Below are 19,441 nucleotides of genomic sequence, written 5' to 3'. Positions count from 1 at the left end.
TTATTTTCTACACTTCTACTTTTTATAACAATATTTTCATAATTTGATACATTATGACTAATTTAAAAAACCGCCAAAAGGCGGTTTTTATTTAGTCATATATATGGACGGTTGGTTCTTTGTCTTCAGCATTTTTCGTGATCAAGGCTTCTTGTTGATCTGAAGATGTGATGTTAATTTCGATATTGGTACTCTTATAGTAATCCATGACTTCACCTGTTAAATATTGCGTGAAGGCTACGACTTCCGTTTTTCCGTAGAACTGCATTGGAATTTCGACTTTCATTTTTTGCAGGTTGCCGTCTTTGTAAAACCCTTTTCCTACGACACCAGTATAATTCGGGAAGTAGTCTTCGACTTTTGTTTTGAAGCGGTCAAATCGCTCGGAATCATCTTTGTAGTTGCCTTTCGCATTATCTGAAGGGAAGAAGACATTCTCCTCTTTGATCGTATCCCAATTGCCGATATCAGCTGAGCCCGCTTTCACATCCGTTTTGGCGATAAAGTTTCCTGGAACGATAGATGATTTTGGTGCTTGCTTATAAAGGGCAATCATGACAGGCACTTTTTGCAGCCCATCCATTTGACGAATTCGTTTGATCACTTGTTCAGCAATTTTTTCGCCTTCTGCCAAAAGTTTCTTTGAATTTTTCGAAGAATCGATCGTCACTTCTTGCTGCGGGTCACCGATATTTTCACGGTAATAATAAACAGAGTTCAGCGCAAGTCCAATGACAACTCCGCCAAGCTGTAAGCTGTTTTTATCTTTTCGAATTAAGTAATTATGCTCTAGCATCGAAGCTAAGTAAATTGGACTACTTTCATTTTTAGACTTTGTTGAACCTGAGTTCGGAAGAGCAGGGTTTAAGCCTAGATTCTTAAAGTCTTTATCTTCTTTTTCTGCCTTTTTCAGATCACTGCCTGTTTTTTTGCGCGCCAGCCAGCCAAGAACGGTGTCCTCATCAAAATGCTGTCCTTCTTGGAAAAGGTAGTCGTTTGTATTAAATGACTCTGTTGCAAGGCGCATGAGTCCTGTTTCAAATTCATCGATGTCCAGGCGTGTGTTGAGACGCTCTGCTGTTAATCCTCTCGCAGCCCCTTGTTTAAACGGCAGCACCATTTTGTAATAGGAGTCAGAGATATTGTACATCGGGATGATGGCTGTTTCCTTCGTTTCATCCGTTTTTTGTGTGACCTCTTCCTCTTCCTTTCCCCCAAAAGGTGCACACGCTGACAATATCAGTGTGTGCATTGTCAGCAGCAATAACAACTTTTTCAATAGAAAACACTCCTCTTATTTCTTTAGCTCCTCGAGCATTTTAGCTTCGTCCCAAATTTCAATATTGAGTTCTTCTGCCTTTGTCAGCTTACTTCCCGCTGCTTCTCCGGCTATGACTAAATCTGTTTTCTTACTCACACTACCTGCCAGTTTACCGCCTAGTGCTTCGATCGCTGTTTTTGCATCGTTTCGAGCCATTTCTTCTAATTTCCCTGTCAGCACAATGGTTTTGCCTGCAAAATAGGAATCACTTTCTTCAACCTTCACCGGTTTTGGTCCTGTGTAGGTCATATTAACCCCAAGCTCTTTTAGTTCATTTAGCAGATTGAGTATTTCTTCTTTCTCAAAGTATGTGACGACAGCATCAGCCATTTTTTCACCGATTTCATCGACTTCGAGTAATTGATCTTTCGTCGCTTGCTTTAATTGATCGATATCACCGAAATGCATCGCCAAGGTCTTTGCCGCTTTAGAGCCAATAAATCGTATACCGAGTCCAAATAGTAAACGCTCTAGAGAGTTTTCTTTCGATTGCTCAATCGAACGCAGTAAATTGTCGACAGATTTTTCGCCCATTCGCTCAAGCTGAATGAGCTCTTCTTTCGTTAATCGGTAAAGATCAGACACACGAGAGACAAGCTGTTCTTGGAAAAGCTGTGTAATGACCCGCTCGCCAAGCCCATCAATGTTCATTGCATTGCGGGAAACAAAGTGAATGAGTCCCTCACGTATTTGGGCAGGGCATTCTGGATTGATGCAACGCAAAGCCACTTCGCCTTCAATTCTCACCAGCTCACTATGACACTCTGGGCATTCAGTCGGCATGTGAAACGGCTTTTCTTCTCCTGTACGCTGATCGATCAGTACACCTGCGACTTCCGGAATAATATCGCCTGCTTTTTTCACAATCACTTGATCAAAAAGGCGAATATCCTTTTCTTTGATCAAATCTTCATTATGAAGGGAAGCTCGCTGCACTGTCGTTCCTGCTACTTTGACAGGCTCAAGGATCGCCGTTGGTGTGATGACACCTGTACGCCCGACACTTAGTTCAATATCAAGCAGCTTTGTCACGACCTCTTCAGCTGGAAACTTGTACGCAACAGCCCAGCGGGGACTTTTTGCTGTAAAGCCGAGCTCTTCTTGCTGAGCTAACGAATCGACTTTGATCACAATTCCATCGATTTCATATGAAAAGTCAGCACGCTTCGTTTTTAGTGTTTCAATGAGCTCGATCACTTCCTCAATCGTTTGGCACATCCGTCTTTCTTTGTTCGTTTTAAAGCCAAGTTCGTCGAGAAGATCAAGTCCTTCGCTTTGCGATTCAACACCAATTTCATCAAGCTCCGCTATACTGTAGACGAAGATATCAAGGTTTCGTTTCGCCGCAATTTTCGTATCAAGCTGACGAAGCGAGCCTGCCGCCGCATTACGCGGGTTCGCAAACGGCTCTTCTTCGTTTTGTAATCTTTTTTCGTTTAATGCTTCAAAAGAAGGTTTTGGCATAAATGCCTCGCCTCTCACTTCAATTGACAAAGGACGTTTGATTTTGAGCGGGATGGATCGAATGGTTTTGAGGTTTTCTGTAATATCCTCACCCGTTGTCCCATCTCCACGTGTGGCACCTCGGACAAACAGGCCATTTTCATAACGGAGAGAAACAGCGAGTCCGTCAATTTTCAGCTCGACATTGTATGCAATATCGTCACCGACTGCTTGACGAACCCTGCGGTCAAAATCAAGAAGGTCCTGTTCATTAAACGCATTCCCGAGGCTGAGCATCGGGGTGCCGTGGCGCACTTTTTGGAAGGCGTCTAACACAGCGCCTCCGACTCTTTGTGAGGGAGAATCCGCTGCTTTTAAATCAGGGTGCTCTTCCTCTAAAGAGATCAGCTCACGCATCCGCGCATCATATTCAGCGTCAGGAACACTTGGACGATCCAGTGTATGATATTCGTAGTTGTATTGGTTCAAAATCTGGTGCAGTTCCTCGATCCGGCGTTTCGCTGCTTCTTTATCCATCTGCTTCTTCCTTTCAATTCATCCGTTTTATATGTCCTATCGGTTTATTGCTTCTCAATTGGCGCAAATGCTGCGAGAAGACGCTTAATGCCTGTAGGGCTTGGGAAGGCAATATCAAGCTCTGTGCTGTCTCCACTACCTTTTACGCTCACAACCGTTCCAACGCCCCATTTTTTATGAGCCGCTTTATCGCCCACAGCCCAGCCAATACTTCCGCCGCCTGTGTTTTGAATGGTTTGAGTTTGCGGACGTGAGACAGGTCCCCGTCTTTGTGGTCTTTCTCTAGTTTGGCCAAATGGTGTTTTCGTTTCTTTTTTCTCATTTAGGTTGTCCAATAAATCGGCTGGTATTTCTCGAATGAATCTTGATTCAAGGTTCATGTTTGTCCGGCCGAAGAGTGTTCTCATCTTGGCACTAGATAAATAAAGCTCTTCTTCCGCCCGTGTGATGCCTACATAAGCAAGGCGGCGCTCTTCTTCCATCTCTGCATCTTCCATTAATGAGCGGCTGTGCGGGAAGACACCTTCCTCCATGCCCATTAAGAAGACAACCGGGAACTCTAGACCTTTTGCGGCGTGAAGCGTCATTAAAATGACCGCATCTTGATCTTCTTCCTCATTCTCATCCAGCTTATCAATGTCTGCGACAAGAGCGAGATCTGTCAGGAAGGTCACAAGGGACTTGTCTTCATTTTGTTCTTCAAAGTTCTTAGTCACAGAGAGAAACTCATCAATATTTTCTAGACGGCTTTGTGCCTCAATCGTTTTTTCAACCTTTAGTGCCTCTCGGTAGCCTGTTTTCTCTAAAATTTCTTCTGTTAGTTCTGTGACAGATAAATAATCCTGCATATTTGTCAATTGATCGATGAGCTGTTTGAACTCATCAAGCGCATTGGCTGCCCTTGCACTGAGTCCAATGAAATCTACCTGACCAAGCGCTTCAAACATAGACAGGTCATTCATCTCCGCGTATGCTGCGATTTTATCAACAGATGTCGCACCGATTCCGCGCTTTGGTACGTTCACAATTCGTGCAAAGCTAATGTCGTCATCTGGGTTAGCTACTAGGCGTAAGTACGCCAAAATGTCCTTGATCTCTTTTCTGTCATAGAACTTCGTGCCGCCGACAATGTTGTATTGAATGTTTGACTTCAATAATGTTTCCTCTATGACACGAGACTGGGCATTGGTCCGATAAAGAATCGCAAAATCGGATAATTTACGCTTACCGCTCTGATGAAGCTGATGAATCTTTCCAGCAACAAATTGTCCCTCGCCGAATTCATTATCTGCACGGTAATAGGCAATCTTCGCCCCTTCATCATTTTCTGTCCAAAGGTTTTTCGGCTTACGGTTTGAATTGTTTTGAATCACCGTGTTTGCGGCATTCAGTATACGTTTCGTCGATCTGTAATTTTGCTCAAGCAGAATCACTTCACTGGATGGATAATCTTTTTCAAAGGAGAGAATGTTTGTAATATCCGCTCCGCGCCAGCGGTAGATGGACTGATCCGAGTCACCGACCACACATATATTTTGAAAACGCTGAGCAAGCAGTTTCACAAGCATGTACTGCGCTCTGTTCGTATCTTGATACTCATCGACATGAATGTATTGAAATTTTCGCTGATAGTGTTCTAATACTTCAGGGATGCGCTCAAACAGACGAATCGTCATCATAATAAGATCATCAAAATCGAGTGATTGGTTCTTAAGTAATCGCTTTTGGTAATCTGTGTAGACGTCGCTAACCACTTGATCATAGAAATCACTGGCTATTTTGGCGTATTCCTCTGCGTCAATGAGTTCATTTTTTGCACTGCTGATTGATCCTAAAATGCTGCGAGGATCGAACTTTTTAGGATCGATATTTCGTTCTTTTAAAATGTTTTTAATGACTGAAAGCTGATCAGATGTGTCTAATATAGAGAAGTTGCGATTTACACCAATACGGTCAATATCGCGTCGTAAAATACGCACACACATGCTGTGGAACGTAGAGATCCAAATGTCATCCGCACCAGGCCCTAAAATGGCTTGGACACGCTCACGCATTTCACGTGCTGCTTTATTTGTAAACGTAATCGCTAAAATGTTCCACGGAGCCACATGCTTTTCTGCCATTAAGTAGGCAATTCGGTGTGTGAGCACCCGCGTTTTCCCGCTTCCTGCTCCTGCCATCAAGAGTAGCGGACCGTCTGTTGCTTTGACCGCTTCTTTTTGCGCGTCATTTAGCCCTTCTAATAGATGATTCGATATTTCATTCATTCCATTCACCGCCAATTCGAACTTATGTTCTATTTTAACTCGTTTCGTCTTGTTTGACTATAATGACTTTTTGACTGCGCTCACTGTCTTTAATGCTTCTTTGAAATTGTCATAAATGACGTTTCCTACAACAACCACGTCCGCATGCTGCGCAAAACCTTCCGCCTGCTTTGCGTTTTCAATGCCCCCACCATAAAAAAGAACCGTATCAGAAAGCACTGCTTTCGTTTCTTTCACAAGCTCTATATCTCCAAGCGTTCCGCTGTATTCTAGATAAAAAATGGGCAGCTTCATCAAATGCTCTGCCACTCTTGCATATGCTCTTACGTCATCGATGTCCAGTGCTGTATTTGCCTCTGTGAGCTTGGCCGCTTTACACTCTTCATTTAAAATAACATAGCCTTCAGGCACGATCTCTTCCATCGACATCAAATCACCGAATTCCTTCATCGCATCCTTGTGAAGCCCAACAATCCAATCAGGATGAGAACTGTTTAAGACGGTCGGGATGAAATACAGATCGAAGCCCGGCACAATCATTTCATGTGTTGAGATTTCGAGTACACATGGCACAAGAAACCGGCGGACCTTTGACATCAATTGAAGCACGTTGTCCTCTGTCACATTGTCACTGCCTCCAATCAATATAGCATCCGTACCAGATTCGCAAATTGCCTCTAGCTGTTCATCGGATATTTCTTTATTTGGATCGAGTTTAAAGACATGCTTCCACTCGGTAACATCATACATGAAAAACGTTCCTCCATTCGTTTCATTCCATTTAAATATTATAACAAAATCAGTGACCGCAAAAAATGGGTAACCTCCTTCAGCTAAAAGTTTCATTCTTTTGAAAATGGTGTTCGTGACTTTAGGTTAGAATGCTGAAACCATCTAGGAGCTGAGAGGGATGATCTTTGACCGTTCACTGATAGAAGAGCTTTGTATCACCACATGTTATTATACAATAAAGGGACATTTTACTATTGATCAAAAAACCATACATAAAGCAGGTGACCCACATGAAAAGAACCATCACATATGATCAAACGATCGACATCGGATACATCTATCTCCTGCCTGTGGGAATCGGGACAATCAAAGAAACCATTGAATTAGATGTGAATGAATGTATGAACGCAGATATCGACAAAGAGGGACGAGTAGCTGGTCTGGAGTTATTTGCAGAAGAAGCCGAAGTTTTGAAGCATGCACCCGTGTATGAGGACGAGCTTTCTTTACGTTTTACAGATCAGGACGTTCTCTCAACCTATTATTTATCAGGCATTGAATTTCATTTCTCGACGCCTGATCACAAAGGGCTAATCGGTTTTACGATTGTCGATCCTCATCGATATAACGTCAAAAGAAAGACAAGAAAAAACCGTTTTGAATGGTCAAAACGGTTTTTCCAAGCTATTGTCTCACTTCATTGAAATAATGGACGGATGTCATGGCCCCTTCATCGACCATCTTGTTGTCTTGAATATCTAATGGATCAGGATGTCCAGCTTTTTCAGGAATCTTTTCATCTGAGCGGAACATGCTTGCCCATTTTTTGAGATGCTGTTTATTTTTCACTGCTAATAACACAGCACCACCAACCCCTAATCCTGCAAGTACATACGCATTCGGACGCTTATTCATGTAAGTTCCCTCCCCTTATGATCTTATTTGTAAGTTACCCCGGCTTTTCATTTCTAAACGTCACAATATGTTGAAGTGGTTTCTCTTTCAATGAAAAGTGGAATAACAACAACAATGATAGAGAAAAGAGGGGATCTTCGTGACAACAACTTTCATTGTCATTGTTGGCGCACTATTAGTGATTTGTTTCATCATACCAATCATTTTATTCATCTGGATTTGGATGAGAGATGAAAAACAGGAAGAGCATTCTGTCCTGCGAAATTATCCGGTCATTGGAAAGCTGCGGTTTATTTTTGAAAAAATAGGACCTGAGCTTCGTCAATATCTGTTTCTGAATGATCGTGAGGAGCTTCCTTTCTCAAGAAGAGAATACGAGCAAGCTGTCATGTCTGGGAAGTACAAAAGCCGGACGATGGGCTTTGGATCAAAACGTGATTTTGACAAGCCTGGTTACTACATTCGCAACGTCCTATTTCCAAAGCAGCGAGATGAGTTACGCATCGATCAATCTGAAAAAATCCAAACAAAAGTGTATCAGATTGATCAAGACAATTTACTACGAAGAAGTGAACATACCAAAGAGGTCGAAGCAAAACCTTACTATCTCCATCAAGACGATATACAAGTGATTGGCGAGCACACATGTCAAAAGCCATTCCGTGTAAAAGGCCTGATTGGGCAGTCTGCCATGAGCTACGGCTCTTTAGGCGACAGGGCCATTACAGCACTATCCTCGGGATTAAAAATGGCTGGCGGTACGTGGATGAACACAGGTGAAGGCGGGCTTTCTCCCTATCACCTCAAAGGCGGAGCCGATATCATATGCCAGATTGGGCCCGGTCTATTCGGCGTGAGAACAGAAGATGGCGCTTTTTCCTTTGAAGAATTTAAGAAAAAAAGCGAGCATGAGGAAGTCAAAGCCTTTGAGCTGAAGCTAGCACAAGGAGCTAAAACACGCGGCGGTCATATTGACGGCGAAAAGGTCACCGAAGAAATTGCGAACATCCGTAAATTGCCGCCCCATCAATCTATTGACAGCCCAAACCGATTTGAGATGTTCCACTCCATTCCGGATATGTTTGATTTCATTGAACAGCTGCGAAGTATAGGCGGAAAGCCTGTCGGCATCAAGCTTGTGGTCGGACATAAAGAAAACATTGAAGAACTTGCAGCGTACATGAAAAAAAGCGGAAAGCATCCTGATTTCATAACAGTGGATGGCGGAGAAGGCGGCACTGGCGCATCTTTTCATGAATTGGCAGATTCCGCAGGGCTGCCGATTTTCACGGCACTCCCAATGGTTCATCAAATATTGAAGGAATACGGTGTCAGAGATCAGGTCAAACTCTTTGCCTCTGGCAAACTTCTCTCACCAGATAAAATTGCAATTGCCCTTTCCATGGGTGCTGACTTTGTCAATATCGCACGGGGACTCATGTTTTCAGTCGGATGCATTCGCGCCCAAGTGTGCCACACGAATAAATGCCCAGTCGGGGTCGCCACAACTGATCCAAAACTGCAAAAAGGTTTATCAATTGAAGAAAAGAAATACCGAGTCTGCAATTATATCCTTTCTCTAAGAGAAGGCTTGTTTAACTTATCCGCAGCCGCTGGTATTGAATCTCCCATTCATTTTAATGAGAAACATATTGTCTATAGACAAGAAAATGGTCAGACAAGTGAAGTGCCTATTTTTACAGGGACACAGCCATCCGTCTAGTTTGAGAAAGGTGCGTTTTTGCACCTTTTTTTCAATTGACATTTTGGCTCAATCACGTATAAAGAACTTAGACAAATGACCAGGAAGTGGAGAGATGGAGGATGCGTGAGAAAAAGGTTCGCGGGATGAAACGGAAGACGAATGAGATGGTGACAAGAATTGAGGAAAATACACAAGAGTTCCCGGCAGATATTGAACAAGGTTATTGGCATCTCTTACGAAGGCGAAAGATAGTTTATAGGCGAGCTATAATAAAAACAGGACCCGCCTCATTCAGCCAGTCCTTGCTTGCCTTTTCAGCGCTCTCCATAAAAAAACTGTAAACAACTCCATTCTTGTTGAAAAGGATTGTTTACAGTGAAGTCTGCTTTATTTTGTTTCGTCATTTGCCTGCTGTTCTGCTACGCGGTCAAGTGCCATTGTGTAGGCATCATTTCCGTAGTTCAAGCAGCGTTTGACACGTGAGATGGTTGCAGTGCTCGCACCTGTTTCCGTCTCAATTTTATGATACGTGTTCCCCTCGCGAAGCATACGTGCTACTTCAAGACGCTGTGATAAAGATTGGATTTCATTGATGGTACACAAATCATCAAAGAATCGATAGCATTCTTCCAGGTCTTTAAGGGATAAGATGGAGTTGAATAACTGATCTAAGCTTTTGCCCCTTAATTTATCAATTTGCATCTTTATACATCTTCTCCTTTACTATTGGCACCGCTTCGCACGACATTCTGCGGAGAAAGCGGTATCTTTCCTGACTATTTTTTTTCAACCTCAGCAATGAGCTTTGAACGAATCATGACAGGTTTGGTTATACGCTGGAAATGCCGTCAGTTCTTTCGTAAGCCGAAGCTTCTTTATCGTATACAAAATCGACAAGTTCTGTCATTTTCCTTGTTCGACAATCTGACAAACTTGTTTGCTTCCGATATCAAGAACACTTCTGCTTGATTAGGTCTGCCCTAAAAATACAGGTTGTGCGGAAAGCTCGGCGAGACCACAAACATGCGCCCCGCCTCGCTCAATTATTCAAAATATGTTGGTCGGCCAGCGTAACCGACAGATTCATTTTTCAATCAGGCCATTTCACTCGTCATGTCAAAGCCCTCTGCTTCAACAACTCCACATAAGTATTTTCACTTACATGGCAGTGAAGAGATCCATTGCTCACGTCTGCCCTATAACAGTTGTCAGAAATGTGGCAAAGATGATACAGCTCCACTCTGTTATATTTTAACGCATTATAGACGGAAAGAGTACAGTTTTTTTCATGACATCAAATATTCCTCTTGGTGTCACTCGAATATACGGCAAATGGGTACTTTGGAAAAAGACAAGTGTATCAATTGGGCAATCAAATGGATAGCCTCGCTCAATGAGCAGCTCACGCAAGGTTTGTATTTGCTGAAGAACTGTCTCAAACGGTTCAGCAGAGGCACAGCCTGATAATTGCAGCGGGATTTCGTGCAAAATTTTCCCGTTCTCTGTGAGGACGATCCCCCCGCCGATTTCTTTCATTCGCTTATGTGCCAGCATCATATCTTCTTTATTTTTCCCGATCACTAAAATGTCACCCGTGAGCGAAAATGAGCTGACAAAACCTTGCACTTTGTTTGCAAAGCCTTTGAGCATCGTATTCACACGCCACTCGCCTTTTCGGTCAATCAGGCTAAAGAAACTTTGATCATGATCACATGACAGCTGGTTCACAGAGTTATCAATCTCCACTGTATAAGGCTCCATGATGACAGCATTTCTCATTTTGACACCTAGCGGCATGGAAAATTGCAAATCACTCGTCGTCAGATCATAGCCTAAATCTAATGGAACAAGCCCGCCATTTTCCCATTTAGTTTCTTGAAATTGATGCTGGTTCTCTCCATCTAATTTGAGGATAACCCCTTTAGATATCACCGTTTCCGGATTTGGATTCATTGGATCATCTAACACATTCAATGAAGCCAGACGTCCTGGACCGACAACACCTAATAGGTCATCAATTTGATAGTATTTCGCAATGTTAAAGGTCGCCATATTGTATGCATCGATGATAGGCACGCCTTCTTCAAGGGCAATTGAAATCAAACGATTAATCATACCCTCCTCATAAAAATGAGGCGCTGCTCCATCTGTTGTATAGAAGAAGTGATCATAGTGTCTAAAATCACGCTCGTGCAGCTCTCTTAAAATGTTCACTAAATCTGGGCGGATGGAAGAATGACGAAGGGAGACATGGTAGCCAAGGGACAAGCGCTTTAGCACATCGTCTGCATTCATCGCTTCATGATCGCTGTCCGCGCCAAACAGCTTCATTTTTGTTAGCGTTTTCTCAGATGCTCCGGGGAAATGCCCTTCAATTCGTTTCCGCTGCTTCTTCGTTTCTTGCATGCAATATAAAATGAGATCATCACCGTCCATCAATCTTGGCCAGCTTGTTAATTCGCCGCCTTGAAGGACATCAGGATGATCAATCCATTCCTTCCGGTAGTTGATAGGAAGCATTTCATCTTCATATCTGACTTCAGTTTGAAGATCATATCTAGACCACCAGAAATACTGAAATGGCTGCTGTTTTAATTCACACAGAGTGGAAAGCGCTTTCTTTTCATTGCTCTGCAAAAGAAGAAATAAGTTATCACTAACCATCGTTGTTGTGCCAAATTGAGACACATATTCTGCAAGTGATTGGGGATTATAAATATGGAACGGGTGCGCGTGAGGCTCTATATACCCAGGCACAATGTATTTCCCTTCACAATCAATCACACGTTTAGCTGATTTATTTTGAGGAAGCTCTGCTCCGACATAAACAATTCGATCATCATGTATCCAAATATTTGCCTTCACCCATTGTTTTAAAAACGGGTTTAGCACGAGTCCATTCGTTAAAAGGAGTGTTGGAACTATTTTTGAGTCGACTACATCGATTTGTGTGCGGATGTCATTGTTTCTCCAATTAAAAGTACGTTCGGACATTCACATACTCTCCTTCATTTGTATTAGCCCTATCGTAACATAACGAACCACGTTACGCATTAATGAAACGTTACAATTTCTTGAAATCACACTTAAAATATTTAAAAAAGGAGATTTACCTTCAATGAAACCTAATCTCGGCTTAATGGAAGCGCTCATTCGAATTGCCTGTGGAATGACAATATGTACTGTAGCTGGTTCTTTATATGCTAGAAAACCATGGAGTAAAATGCTGCTTTTCAGCATCATGTTCGGCGGAATGAAACTGGCATCTGGCATTCTTCGTTTTTGTCCAGTGACGTATATGTGTGAGCAGCAAGACACACATAAAGAGAAGGCTGAGTGAGACAGCCTTCTTTTTTTGTGATCGTTTTCATATCACTCCGCTGCTTCACACCATTCCACCATCGTACCTGCGATAATTTCCGCTGCTTCAATCACATGCTCAATGTCGATGGATTCATTCGGGAAATGGGCAAGCTCCGTTGTTCCAGGTCCGAATACGATGATCGGGATACCTGCCGCCTGTGACAGTAATCCGCCGTCTGTTCCCCAAGGAGCGGCTTCGATCTTTGGCGGCTCCTTCTTGACCGCTTCATATTGTTCCTTCAATAGACCTAAAAGTAGATGGTCCGTATCAATTGAGCCTGGAAGCCATCTTGCACCAAACCATTCGACCTCAACAGGATGCTCTTTGAACCATTCATCCTTTTCCCCAAGTCCCATCATCCAATTTTCTAGTTCCTTCTCTGCCTGCTCAACCGTCTCAACTGGCATCACACCAAGTCTTCCCTCCATTGTGACCAGATCTGCTACAGAGGACGGCCAATCACCGCCTTGAATTTTCCCTATGTTGATGGGGATTGGAATCGGGATATGCTGAAATAACGGCTCGGTGATGCGCTGATTTCGTTCTTCTTCAAGTGCTGCTATATGTGAAAGAACGCTCATACTTTTTTCAATAGCGGAAACGCCGTGATATCTTGTTCCGCCATGAGCTGCCCTTCCTTTAATATGCAGTCTGAACCACTTAGATCCCTGCTGAATCGGAAAGATTTTCATATGACTTGGTTCTGGAATGATGGCCGCATCTGCTGTATACCCTCTCAGTATGGCTGCAAGGGTGCCTGCACCGCCGCTCTCTTCTTCGACGACACTATGAAACACGACATCTCCTTTCAGCGGAATCTGTAGTGCATGCAGTGCCTCTAGTGCAAAGAGTAAAGAAACGTTTCCGCCTTTCATATCTGTTGCCCCGCGTCCATAAAGTCTCCCGTTTATGATATGCCCGCTGTAGGGCGGATATGTCCATTGTTTCGTATCTCCTGCTGGCACAACATCGACGTGCCCATTTAATAAAATGGATTTGCCGCCCCCTTTTCCCTTCAATCGTCCGGCGACATTGGGACTTCCTTTAAAGGAACGTCTCGGGGAATAGAAATACGGGTGTTCTAGCAAGTCTTCTCCGCCAATGTCCCATACATCTACATCAAAACCAATGGCAGACAGCTTATTTGCTACGATTTGCTGCACACCTTGTTCATTCCCTTGGGTGCTCTCACATTGCACCATTTGCTGAAGAAGCGCAATCGCTTCATCTTGGTGCTCTCTCATCCAGCTTCTGATACGTGTGATTGGCTGCAAGTCATTCATCCTTTCTACACAACAGATTTGACATCAGGCGCTAAAATTAAAGGTGCCTCTGTCGCCCTTATGACATCTTCCGGCTGATACGGCGGCATGACTTCACGTAAAATGAGCAACTGTGATTTGACCTCAATGACTGCCATATCCGTAATAATTAGATCCACACAAGACTTAGCAGTTAAGGGCAGTGTGCAAGCAGATTTCACCTTTGACTCACCATGTTTATCGAGGTGGCTCATCACCACCACAACCTTTTTCGCCTTTTGCGCAAGCTCAATCGCTCCGCCCATCCCGGGTACTCGTTTGCCTGGCACAATCCAATTCGCAAGATCACCCTGACTGCTTACTTCAAGTGCACCTAAAATGGTCATATCCAGCATGCCTTTTCGAATGATGCCAAAAGCGGTCGTGCTGTCCATGTATGAGCCGCCTTTTGTTAACGTAATAGGAAAACCACCGGCATTGCACAAATTCGGATCTTCTTCTCCTTGTGCTGGTGAGGCGCCTGCCCCCATAATGCCGTTTTCTGCATGAAGCCATACGTTGTAATGCGCTGGAATGTAATCAGCCGCAAGGGTTGGGATGCCGATCCCAAGATTGACGATCATGCCATCTTCAATTTCCTGCGCCGCCCGTTTGGCTATGCGGTGTCTTAAATCGATGTCTCCCATGCCCATGTCCAGTTCACTCCTTTTGATTGCACGATCTGGTTCACAAATACGCCTGGTGTCACGATTTCCTCTGGATGAAGACTGCCTACAGGCACGATCTCTTCCACTTCCGCAATGGTCCAGTCTCCTGCCATCGCCACAATCGGGTTTGTATTCCGTGCACTTTTATCAAATATCAGATTTCCTGCTTCATCTGCTTTGAAGGCATTCACAATGGCAATATCCGCTGTCAGCGCAGGCTCAAGGATATATGTCTTTCCGTTTAGCGGCACGAGCTGCTTCTCATCAAGATTGAGGCTATCCATGCCGACATCTGTTACAATGCCTGCCAAGCCCATCCCGCCAGCTCGTATTTTTTCTGCTAGAATGCCCTGCGGGTAAAAATGAACATCTAGTGTACCTGATTGCATTTTCTGTCCGGCTATTGGATTTGAGCCAATATGAGAAGCAATGATCTTCTTGACTCTTCCTTCTGTGATCAGCCGGCCAACACCTATTTGCGGGAAGCCTGCATCGTTTCCGATCAATGTCAGATCTTTGATATTGGCTTCTAGGATGGCGTCGATCAATGATGGCGGCGACCCTACGCCGCCAAACCCGCCAAACATGATGGTCATGCCGTCCCTAAAATGCGTGATCACTTCATCTACATTCACTGTTTTGTTCATCATCTTTCCTCCCTACATCGCAGATGGGAAAAACCCTCGGTTGATGACTTCTTGTTCAACCTGCGTGATGGTCTGCTCAAATAATTGAATGAGTTCATCCATCTCCTGCTGCGTGATAGAAAGCGGCGGAGCGATCATGACCGCTGCACCTCCCACTCCATCCTCTCCAGCGCTTGCTGGGTAAACGAGCAAGCCATTTTGCTTCGCTGTCTCAACGACTAAATGCGTCATTTGAGCATGGGCAGGAAATGGTGTTTTCGATAAACGGTCTGCGACAAACTCAATGCCGATGAGCAGTCCCTTTCCTCTCACATCTCCTATGATGAAATGGTTTGTTTGCACATCCTTTAAAGCATTCATTAAATAGCGGCCAGACAGATCCGCTCGTTCAGGAAGCTGATGTTTTTTCATATATCGAATGACAGCCAGTGAGACGGCTGCTGAAAGCGGGTTGCCGCTATAGGTGTGACCTGCCATCACAGAGCCGGAACCGCTCAGAATTGGTGCGATGACATGATCCGCTGAGACGGCTGCCGCAATCGGTGAATAGCCAGCACTCATCCCTTTGCCGAGAACCATAATATCTGGTACGACGCCCCAATGCTCCATCGCAAACATTTTCCCAGTTCGTCCAAAGCCTGTCATGACTTCGTCTGCAATCATTAAAATATCGTTTTCCTCACAGACACGCTTCATTGCTTCAAAATATCCGTCTGGCGGTACTAGAGCCGCTCCCGATGCTCCGATAATCGGCTCTGCAATAAAAGCGGCAATCCTCTCTTTTCCTATACGCTGAATGACGGTTTTAAATTCCTGGACATACCATTCAACCTGCTTGCCCTCTTCCTTCGGCAGCCATGAACGATAGCTATATGGCGGAGACAGCACTGGGTTCTTTTCGAGCAATGGTTCAAAGCGCTCTCTCCTTGCAATATGTCCGGACATCGACAGCGCACCGAGGGTGATGCCGTGATAACTCATCCATCGAGAGATAATGTGATTCTTCTCCGCCTTTCCCTGCTCCTGCCAATGCTGAATAGCAATTTTCATAGCCGTTTCTGTTGCCTCTGATCCGCTTCCGACAAAAAAAGACCAGTTCAGGTTACCTGGACAAAGCGTACTCAATTCATAGGCAAGTTCTTCTGCTGGTTCATTTGTGAATTGTGATCTGTACGTAAAGCTCACTTTTTCCGCTTGCTCGGTCATGGCATCAACGATTTCACGTATGCCATGTCCAATACTTGCCGTGACAGCCCCCGATGAGCCGTCTATATATTTTTTTCCGTCCCGATCATATAAATAAATTCCCTCTCCTTTCACAGCCACAGGATAATGCTGATTCAACATCGGTTTGATTAAGTAATCCCGGGTCTCCACTTTGCCATTCCTCCCTCTCTCGTCAGCAGCTGCCTCTTTCTTTTTCATGAATCGCAAGAAAATTTTGTATACTTGTTATAAGATTAGCTTAATCAAGAGGGCAGTCATCCTCCATTCGCCACATGCCCGAATTTCAGACGCATTTTTTATACATCGTGTATAAGAGTGTTCAAAAGGAGGTCATGAGTCTATGGCGATTCTCGTCAAAGATGCACTTTCGCTCGATATCATGAAGGGAACAAAGCTGCTCGCTGGAGAAAATGGACTGGACCGACTCATTCAATGGGTGACCATCGTGGAAATCATCGAAGACACGTCGAGGCTTTCCGAAGGAGAATTGCTCGTCACAACCGGATTTGGACTCGCAGACAATCAAGAAAGACGCGACCGGCTTGAAGAATTGATTCAATCTAAAAGGCTATCAGCCATCGCTATTTATAAAGGTGTATACTTAAGCGACATTCCAGCATCACTCATTCAAGCGGCGAAAAATAGCGGCATTCCGCTCATCGAGATTCCCCCGCACATCAATTTCTCGGACATTACAAAAGCCGTCTTAGAACAAATCGTGAGCAGCCAGCTTCATCAGCTTAAATATTCATCCGCGATTCATCAAAGACTGACCCAATTAAATGTAAGGAATAAAAATGTGACGCAAATTACAGAGGAACTGGCACATCTCACTGCAGCAAACATTGTCGTTCTTGATGTCTTTTTACATCAAACAGCGGCTCATCTCATAAAAGATGAAGTGACGTACTCTCCTGCTTTTGGCTTTCTGACAGATCATGAACCAATTGAAACCACGCCCCTTCTCAAGCAGGCAGAAGAAAAAGGGCGGCTCGTTTATGACACGTGCGGAGCATTTGTCCTCGCCGCATGTCCGGTGATTGCGATGGGTGATATTTTCGGGTTCATTGTGTCTTTAAAGAAAAAGGATACGTGGCATCATCTCGACGCGATTGCAATCGAGCATGCCGGGGCCGTGTATGCGATTGAATGGCTGAAGCAAAAAGCCATTCAAGATACAGAAAACCAAATGCAGGGACATTTGTTAGATGATATTTTGCAGCAGCAATATACAGAAGAAAGCTACGTGGTCGAACAAGCAACAAAGTTGCAATATGATATGAGCGAGGAGCAGGTGGTGATCTACTTTCAATTCCAGCATCAGCACACACAGCTCGATCACCAAATGATGCAGCGTCTATCGCAATTACTCACCTCGATCTTTGAACGCAGACATATTCCTTTTTTACTAAAGACAAGGCTCGATTCCATTTTTGTCCTAACACCAGCCGGAAAAAAAGTGTTTCAAGAAGCGGAGTGGTATCGCGCAGCAGAGGAGTGCCGGAGCACTTGGTCGTATTTTTTCCCCGTCCATCCGATTGTCATTGGCATTGGGAGAGCCTATGACCAGATCAGTCTCTTTGCAAAAAGCGCAAAGGAAGCGCAGTATGCAGCAAGGCTTCTTCCGCTTTTAAAAACAGACGAAAGCATCATTCATTATCAAAAGCTCGGCTTATATGGGATGCTTCTTGAAATGAATGAAGCGGGTATGAATTTGCATGATTTTTACGTGGAGCTGTTAAGCCCTTTGCTTTATACGAAAAAACAAGGGGCTGACCTGATCCATACACTCGAAGTGTATTTGGCACACAATGAAAATATTCAAAAATCTGCGGGAGAATTGTTTATTCACAGACATACCTTAAGCTACCGGCTGAAACAAATTGAAACGAGAACAGGCTGCAGCCTCAAATCAACAGATGATCGGATGAAGCTGCAGCTCAGTATCATGGCGTACCGCCTTTCTGGTTTGCTTGATCAGATGAGAACCATTTCATGATTCATTTGGCGTTTTGACCCATAAATTCATATCTTCAATTTTGTCAAAAATATAGCAGTTGTTTTGGAAGCGCCCGGTATATGTATAACCAAGCTGATAAAACACTTGATTCATTCCATAGGACAGTGCACGGGCAAGTGAATAAAAGACATAGATATGCATCGACTGGAGTTCTTTTTCAAGTGCTAGAATTAAATGATGCATGAATCCTAGTTTTCTATATGAAGGAAGGGTCGCACAATCTGTTAATTCCGCATGACCATACGGCGCATTGATTTCAGCGGATGCTGCACTCACAATGTGTCCGTTGTGTTCAACAGCATAAAAGACCGTCCCTTCCTCCATTACCTTTTGAATATAATCTGGCTCGTTCATTGGCGTAGGATACGTTTCAAAGACCGTATCATAGAGCTTTGCCAGCTTGTGCACATCCTTCAGATCGGCTTTCCTCATCACATACTCATCCTGCCACGTGCCTTGGTCTTTTTTAATCGGCTTTTCTTGTATAGACGCAACTATTTCATCTTCCTTCAGCCAATATGGACTGTTCATCCGCCCCTCAGTGAGAAATAGAGACATGCCGTACGCATCACTTCCAAGAAAATAATGAGAAAACACGCCTTCAAGCCGAAAGCCTTTCTCTAAAAAAAGCGGCACATGCTCACGTCTTACTTTCACAATGACCTTAGAAGCCTTACAGGCCGCCGCTTCCTGAAGAACGGACTGAATGACATCCCGCACCCTGCCACTATAGTCGTCCAAACGAATTCGCTCATTAAATGAATCAATACAGATCAAGGCAGAAAAACGCTCGTTTGCAAGTTTCTTCAATTGCACCATACACTCATTCCTCTCTTAGCTAATGAAAAACTTCCAAATTAAAAATAAAGAAATAGCAATGCCAGAAAAGATCGAAATGATCATATAACTAATGGCTAAGCCTTTTTTCAATTTATTCTGCCTAATGGCAATCAACATGATGTTATTTATTGCTATGAGAAATAAAATAAGTATGACTAATACACCAATGATATATGTTTTAATAACCATGTTTTAACCACCATTCATTTCCTTTTATCTCATTGTATCCCTTTATTTACTTTGTTGAAAGAGTGTGATCACTTCTTTTGTTTTATAATGAAGAAGAAATATCATATGTAGCGCTCTCAGACAGCACACCGTTGTGATCCTTTTTACATATGGATCTTGTAGGCAACAGTCGCTAGCGATATGTAAACGCTTCAACAAGGGCATTCGTTGACAGGTGTACCCAACCTGCTCCTACCGTTACATCATATGGGTAAAGATATGAGTA

Annotated in this window: 16 protein-coding genes and 1 pseudogene; 5 read left to right on the top strand and 12 right to left on the bottom strand. The window is 43.7% G+C overall.

The annotated features are described in order from the left end of the window. Window positions 1-91: 91 nt before the first annotated feature. From MHH54_RS03460 to MHH54_RS03445, 4 genes are read right to left on the bottom strand one after another with little or no spacing between them, the layout of a single operon-like run. A complete protein-coding gene (locus MHH54_RS03460) occupies window positions 92-1,252 on the bottom strand; it encodes a CamS family sex pheromone protein (RefSeq protein ID WP_342500908.1) in 1,161 nt (386 codons plus the stop codon). Between the two features lie 42 nt (window positions 1,253-1,294). Then, entirely contained in the window at window positions 1,295-3,301 is a 2,007-nt protein-coding gene (gene ligA / locus MHH54_RS03455) for an NAD-dependent DNA ligase LigA (RefSeq protein WP_106032803.1), read from the bottom strand. A 44-nt stretch (window positions 3,302-3,345) separates the two neighbouring features. Next, window positions 3,346-5,568, bottom strand: a complete 2,223-nt coding sequence (gene pcrA, locus MHH54_RS03450; RefSeq protein WP_342500687.1) for a DNA helicase PcrA — start codon at window positions 5,566-5,568, stop codon at window positions 3,346-3,348. A gap of 57 nt (window positions 5,569-5,625) precedes the next feature. Further along, window positions 5,626-6,318 carry a heptaprenylglyceryl phosphate synthase gene (locus tag MHH54_RS03445; RefSeq protein ID WP_003214362.1) on the bottom strand — a complete coding sequence of 231 codons (693 nt, stop codon included), beginning with the start codon at window positions 6,316-6,318 and terminating at the stop codon, window positions 5,626-5,628. A 272-nt stretch (window positions 6,319-6,590) separates the two neighbouring features. Here MHH54_RS03445 and MHH54_RS03440 point away from each other — a divergent pair, with 272 nt between their 5' ends. Beyond that, window positions 6,591-7,004, top strand: a complete 414-nt coding sequence (locus MHH54_RS03440) for a DUF2283 domain-containing protein (RefSeq protein WP_342500686.1) — start codon at window positions 6,591-6,593, stop codon at window positions 7,002-7,004. Here MHH54_RS03440 and MHH54_RS03435 read toward each other — a convergent pair. Then, a complete protein-coding gene (locus MHH54_RS03435; protein WP_003214314.1) occupies window positions 6,985-7,215 on the bottom strand; it encodes a hypothetical protein in 231 nt (76 codons plus the stop codon). The genes MHH54_RS03440 and MHH54_RS03435 overlap by 20 nt on opposite strands. A gap of 139 nt (window positions 7,216-7,354) precedes the next feature. Between MHH54_RS03435 and MHH54_RS03430 the strand changes: the two genes are divergently transcribed. Continuing rightward, a complete protein-coding gene (locus tag MHH54_RS03430; RefSeq protein WP_342500685.1) occupies window positions 7,355-8,938 on the top strand; it encodes an FMN-binding glutamate synthase family protein in 1,584 nt (527 codons plus the stop codon). A gap of 101 nt (window positions 8,939-9,039) precedes the next feature. Then, window positions 9,040-9,126, top strand: a pseudogene (locus MHH54_RS03425) (DUF3916 domain-containing protein); the annotation flags it as partial. Window positions 9,127-9,307: 181 nt separating this feature from the next. Here the strand turns inward: MHH54_RS03425 and MHH54_RS03420 are convergent. Then, window positions 9,308-9,622 carry a YerC/YecD family TrpR-related protein gene (locus tag MHH54_RS03420; RefSeq protein ID WP_003214053.1) on the bottom strand — a complete coding sequence of 105 codons (315 nt, stop codon included), beginning with the start codon at window positions 9,620-9,622 and terminating at the stop codon, window positions 9,308-9,310. A 549-nt stretch (window positions 9,623-10,171) separates the two neighbouring features. Continuing rightward, window positions 10,172-11,914 (bottom strand): adenine deaminase C-terminal domain-containing protein, encoded by a 1,743-nt coding sequence (locus MHH54_RS03415; protein ID WP_003214450.1) that lies wholly within the window; start codon window positions 11,912-11,914, stop codon window positions 10,172-10,174. 124 nt (window positions 11,915-12,038) lie between these two features. Between MHH54_RS03415 and MHH54_RS03410 the strand changes: the two genes are divergently transcribed. Then, window positions 12,039-12,260 (top strand): DUF2892 domain-containing protein, encoded by a 222-nt coding sequence (locus MHH54_RS03410; protein ID WP_034320223.1) that lies wholly within the window; start codon window positions 12,039-12,041, stop codon window positions 12,258-12,260. Between the two features lie 32 nt (window positions 12,261-12,292). Here MHH54_RS03410 and MHH54_RS03405 read toward each other — a convergent pair whose 3' ends face one another. From MHH54_RS03405 to MHH54_RS03390, 4 genes are read right to left on the bottom strand one after another with little or no spacing between them, the layout of a single operon-like run. Continuing rightward, window positions 12,293-13,558, bottom strand: coding sequence for a peptidase (locus MHH54_RS03405; RefSeq protein WP_106032806.1), 1,266 nt, complete (start codon window positions 13,556-13,558; stop codon window positions 12,293-12,295). A 14-nt stretch (window positions 13,559-13,572) separates the two neighbouring features. Continuing rightward, a complete protein-coding gene (locus tag MHH54_RS03400) occupies window positions 13,573-14,238 on the bottom strand; it encodes a 3-oxoacid CoA-transferase subunit B (RefSeq protein WP_003213973.1) in 666 nt (221 codons plus the stop codon). Beyond that, a complete protein-coding gene (locus MHH54_RS03395) occupies window positions 14,214-14,900 on the bottom strand; it encodes a CoA transferase subunit A (protein WP_034620204.1) in 687 nt (228 codons plus the stop codon). The genes MHH54_RS03400 and MHH54_RS03395 overlap by 25 nt, the downstream gene beginning before the upstream one ends. A 12-nt stretch (window positions 14,901-14,912) precedes the next feature. Continuing rightward, window positions 14,913-16,277 (bottom strand): aspartate aminotransferase family protein, encoded by a 1,365-nt coding sequence (locus MHH54_RS03390; protein WP_050945718.1) that lies wholly within the window; start codon window positions 16,275-16,277, stop codon window positions 14,913-14,915. A gap of 190 nt (window positions 16,278-16,467) precedes the next feature. On the opposite strand from MHH54_RS03390, the gene MHH54_RS03385 reads away from it, so the two are divergent. Continuing rightward, the gene (locus MHH54_RS03385; RefSeq protein WP_106030012.1) at window positions 16,468-18,126 is read left to right on the top strand and encodes a PucR family transcriptional regulator; all 1,659 of its coding nucleotides are present in this window, start codon (window positions 16,468-16,470) and stop codon (window positions 18,124-18,126) included. Here the strand turns inward: MHH54_RS03385 and ablB are convergent. Beyond that, window positions 18,121-18,966 carry a putative beta-lysine N-acetyltransferase gene (gene ablB, locus MHH54_RS03380; protein ID WP_003214347.1) on the bottom strand — a complete coding sequence of 282 codons (846 nt, stop codon included), beginning with the start codon at window positions 18,964-18,966 and terminating at the stop codon, window positions 18,121-18,123. The genes MHH54_RS03385 and ablB overlap by 6 nt on opposite strands. Between the last annotated feature and the right edge of the window lie 475 nt (window positions 18,967-19,441).

Source organism: Bacillus sp. FSL K6-4563 (genome assembly GCF_038630405.1).
GTDB lineage: Bacteria > Bacillota > Bacilli > Bacillales > Bacillaceae > Bacillus > Bacillus pumilus.
Note: the sequence above shows the minus strand (reverse complement) of the source record. Positions and strands in the feature narration are given on the sequence as shown.

Bases quoted from the DNA above. Each gene is read 5' to 3' on its own strand.
- ablB (WP_003214347.1), bottom strand. From the start codon at position 18,966: ATGGTGCAATTGAAGAAACTTGCAAACGAGCGTTTTTCTGCCTTGATC.
- MHH54_RS03460 (WP_342500908.1), bottom strand. From the start codon at position 1,252: ATGCACACACTGATATTGTCAGCGTGTGCACCTTTTGGGGGAAAGGAA.
- MHH54_RS03420 (WP_003214053.1), bottom strand. From the start codon at position 9,622: ATGCAAATTGATAAATTAAGGGGCAAAAGCTTAGATCAGTTATTCAAC.
- ligA (WP_106032803.1), bottom strand. From the start codon at position 3,301: ATGGATAAAGAAGCAGCGAAACGCCGGATCGAGGAACTGCACCAGATT.
- MHH54_RS03440 (WP_342500686.1), top strand. From the start codon at position 6,591: ATGAAAAGAACCATCACATATGATCAAACGATCGACATCGGATACATC.
- pcrA (WP_342500687.1), bottom strand. From the start codon at position 5,568: ATGAATGAAATATCGAATCATCTATTAGAAGGGCTAAATGACGCGCAA.
- MHH54_RS03415 (WP_003214450.1), bottom strand. From the start codon at position 11,914: ATGTCCGAACGTACTTTTAATTGGAGAAACAATGACATCCGCACACAA.
- MHH54_RS03385 (WP_106030012.1), top strand. From the start codon at position 16,468: ATGGCGATTCTCGTCAAAGATGCACTTTCGCTCGATATCATGAAGGGA.
- MHH54_RS03435 (WP_003214314.1), bottom strand. From the start codon at position 7,215: ATGAATAAGCGTCCGAATGCGTATGTACTTGCAGGATTAGGGGTTGGT.
- MHH54_RS03410 (WP_034320223.1), top strand. From the start codon at position 12,039: ATGAAACCTAATCTCGGCTTAATGGAAGCGCTCATTCGAATTGCCTGT.
- MHH54_RS03395 (WP_034620204.1), bottom strand. From the start codon at position 14,900: ATGAACAAAACAGTGAATGTAGATGAAGTGATCACGCATTTTAGGGAC.
- MHH54_RS03445 (WP_003214362.1), bottom strand. From the start codon at position 6,318: ATGTATGATGTTACCGAGTGGAAGCATGTCTTTAAACTCGATCCAAAT.
- MHH54_RS03400 (WP_003213973.1), bottom strand. From the start codon at position 14,238: ATGGGCATGGGAGACATCGATTTAAGACACCGCATAGCCAAACGGGCG.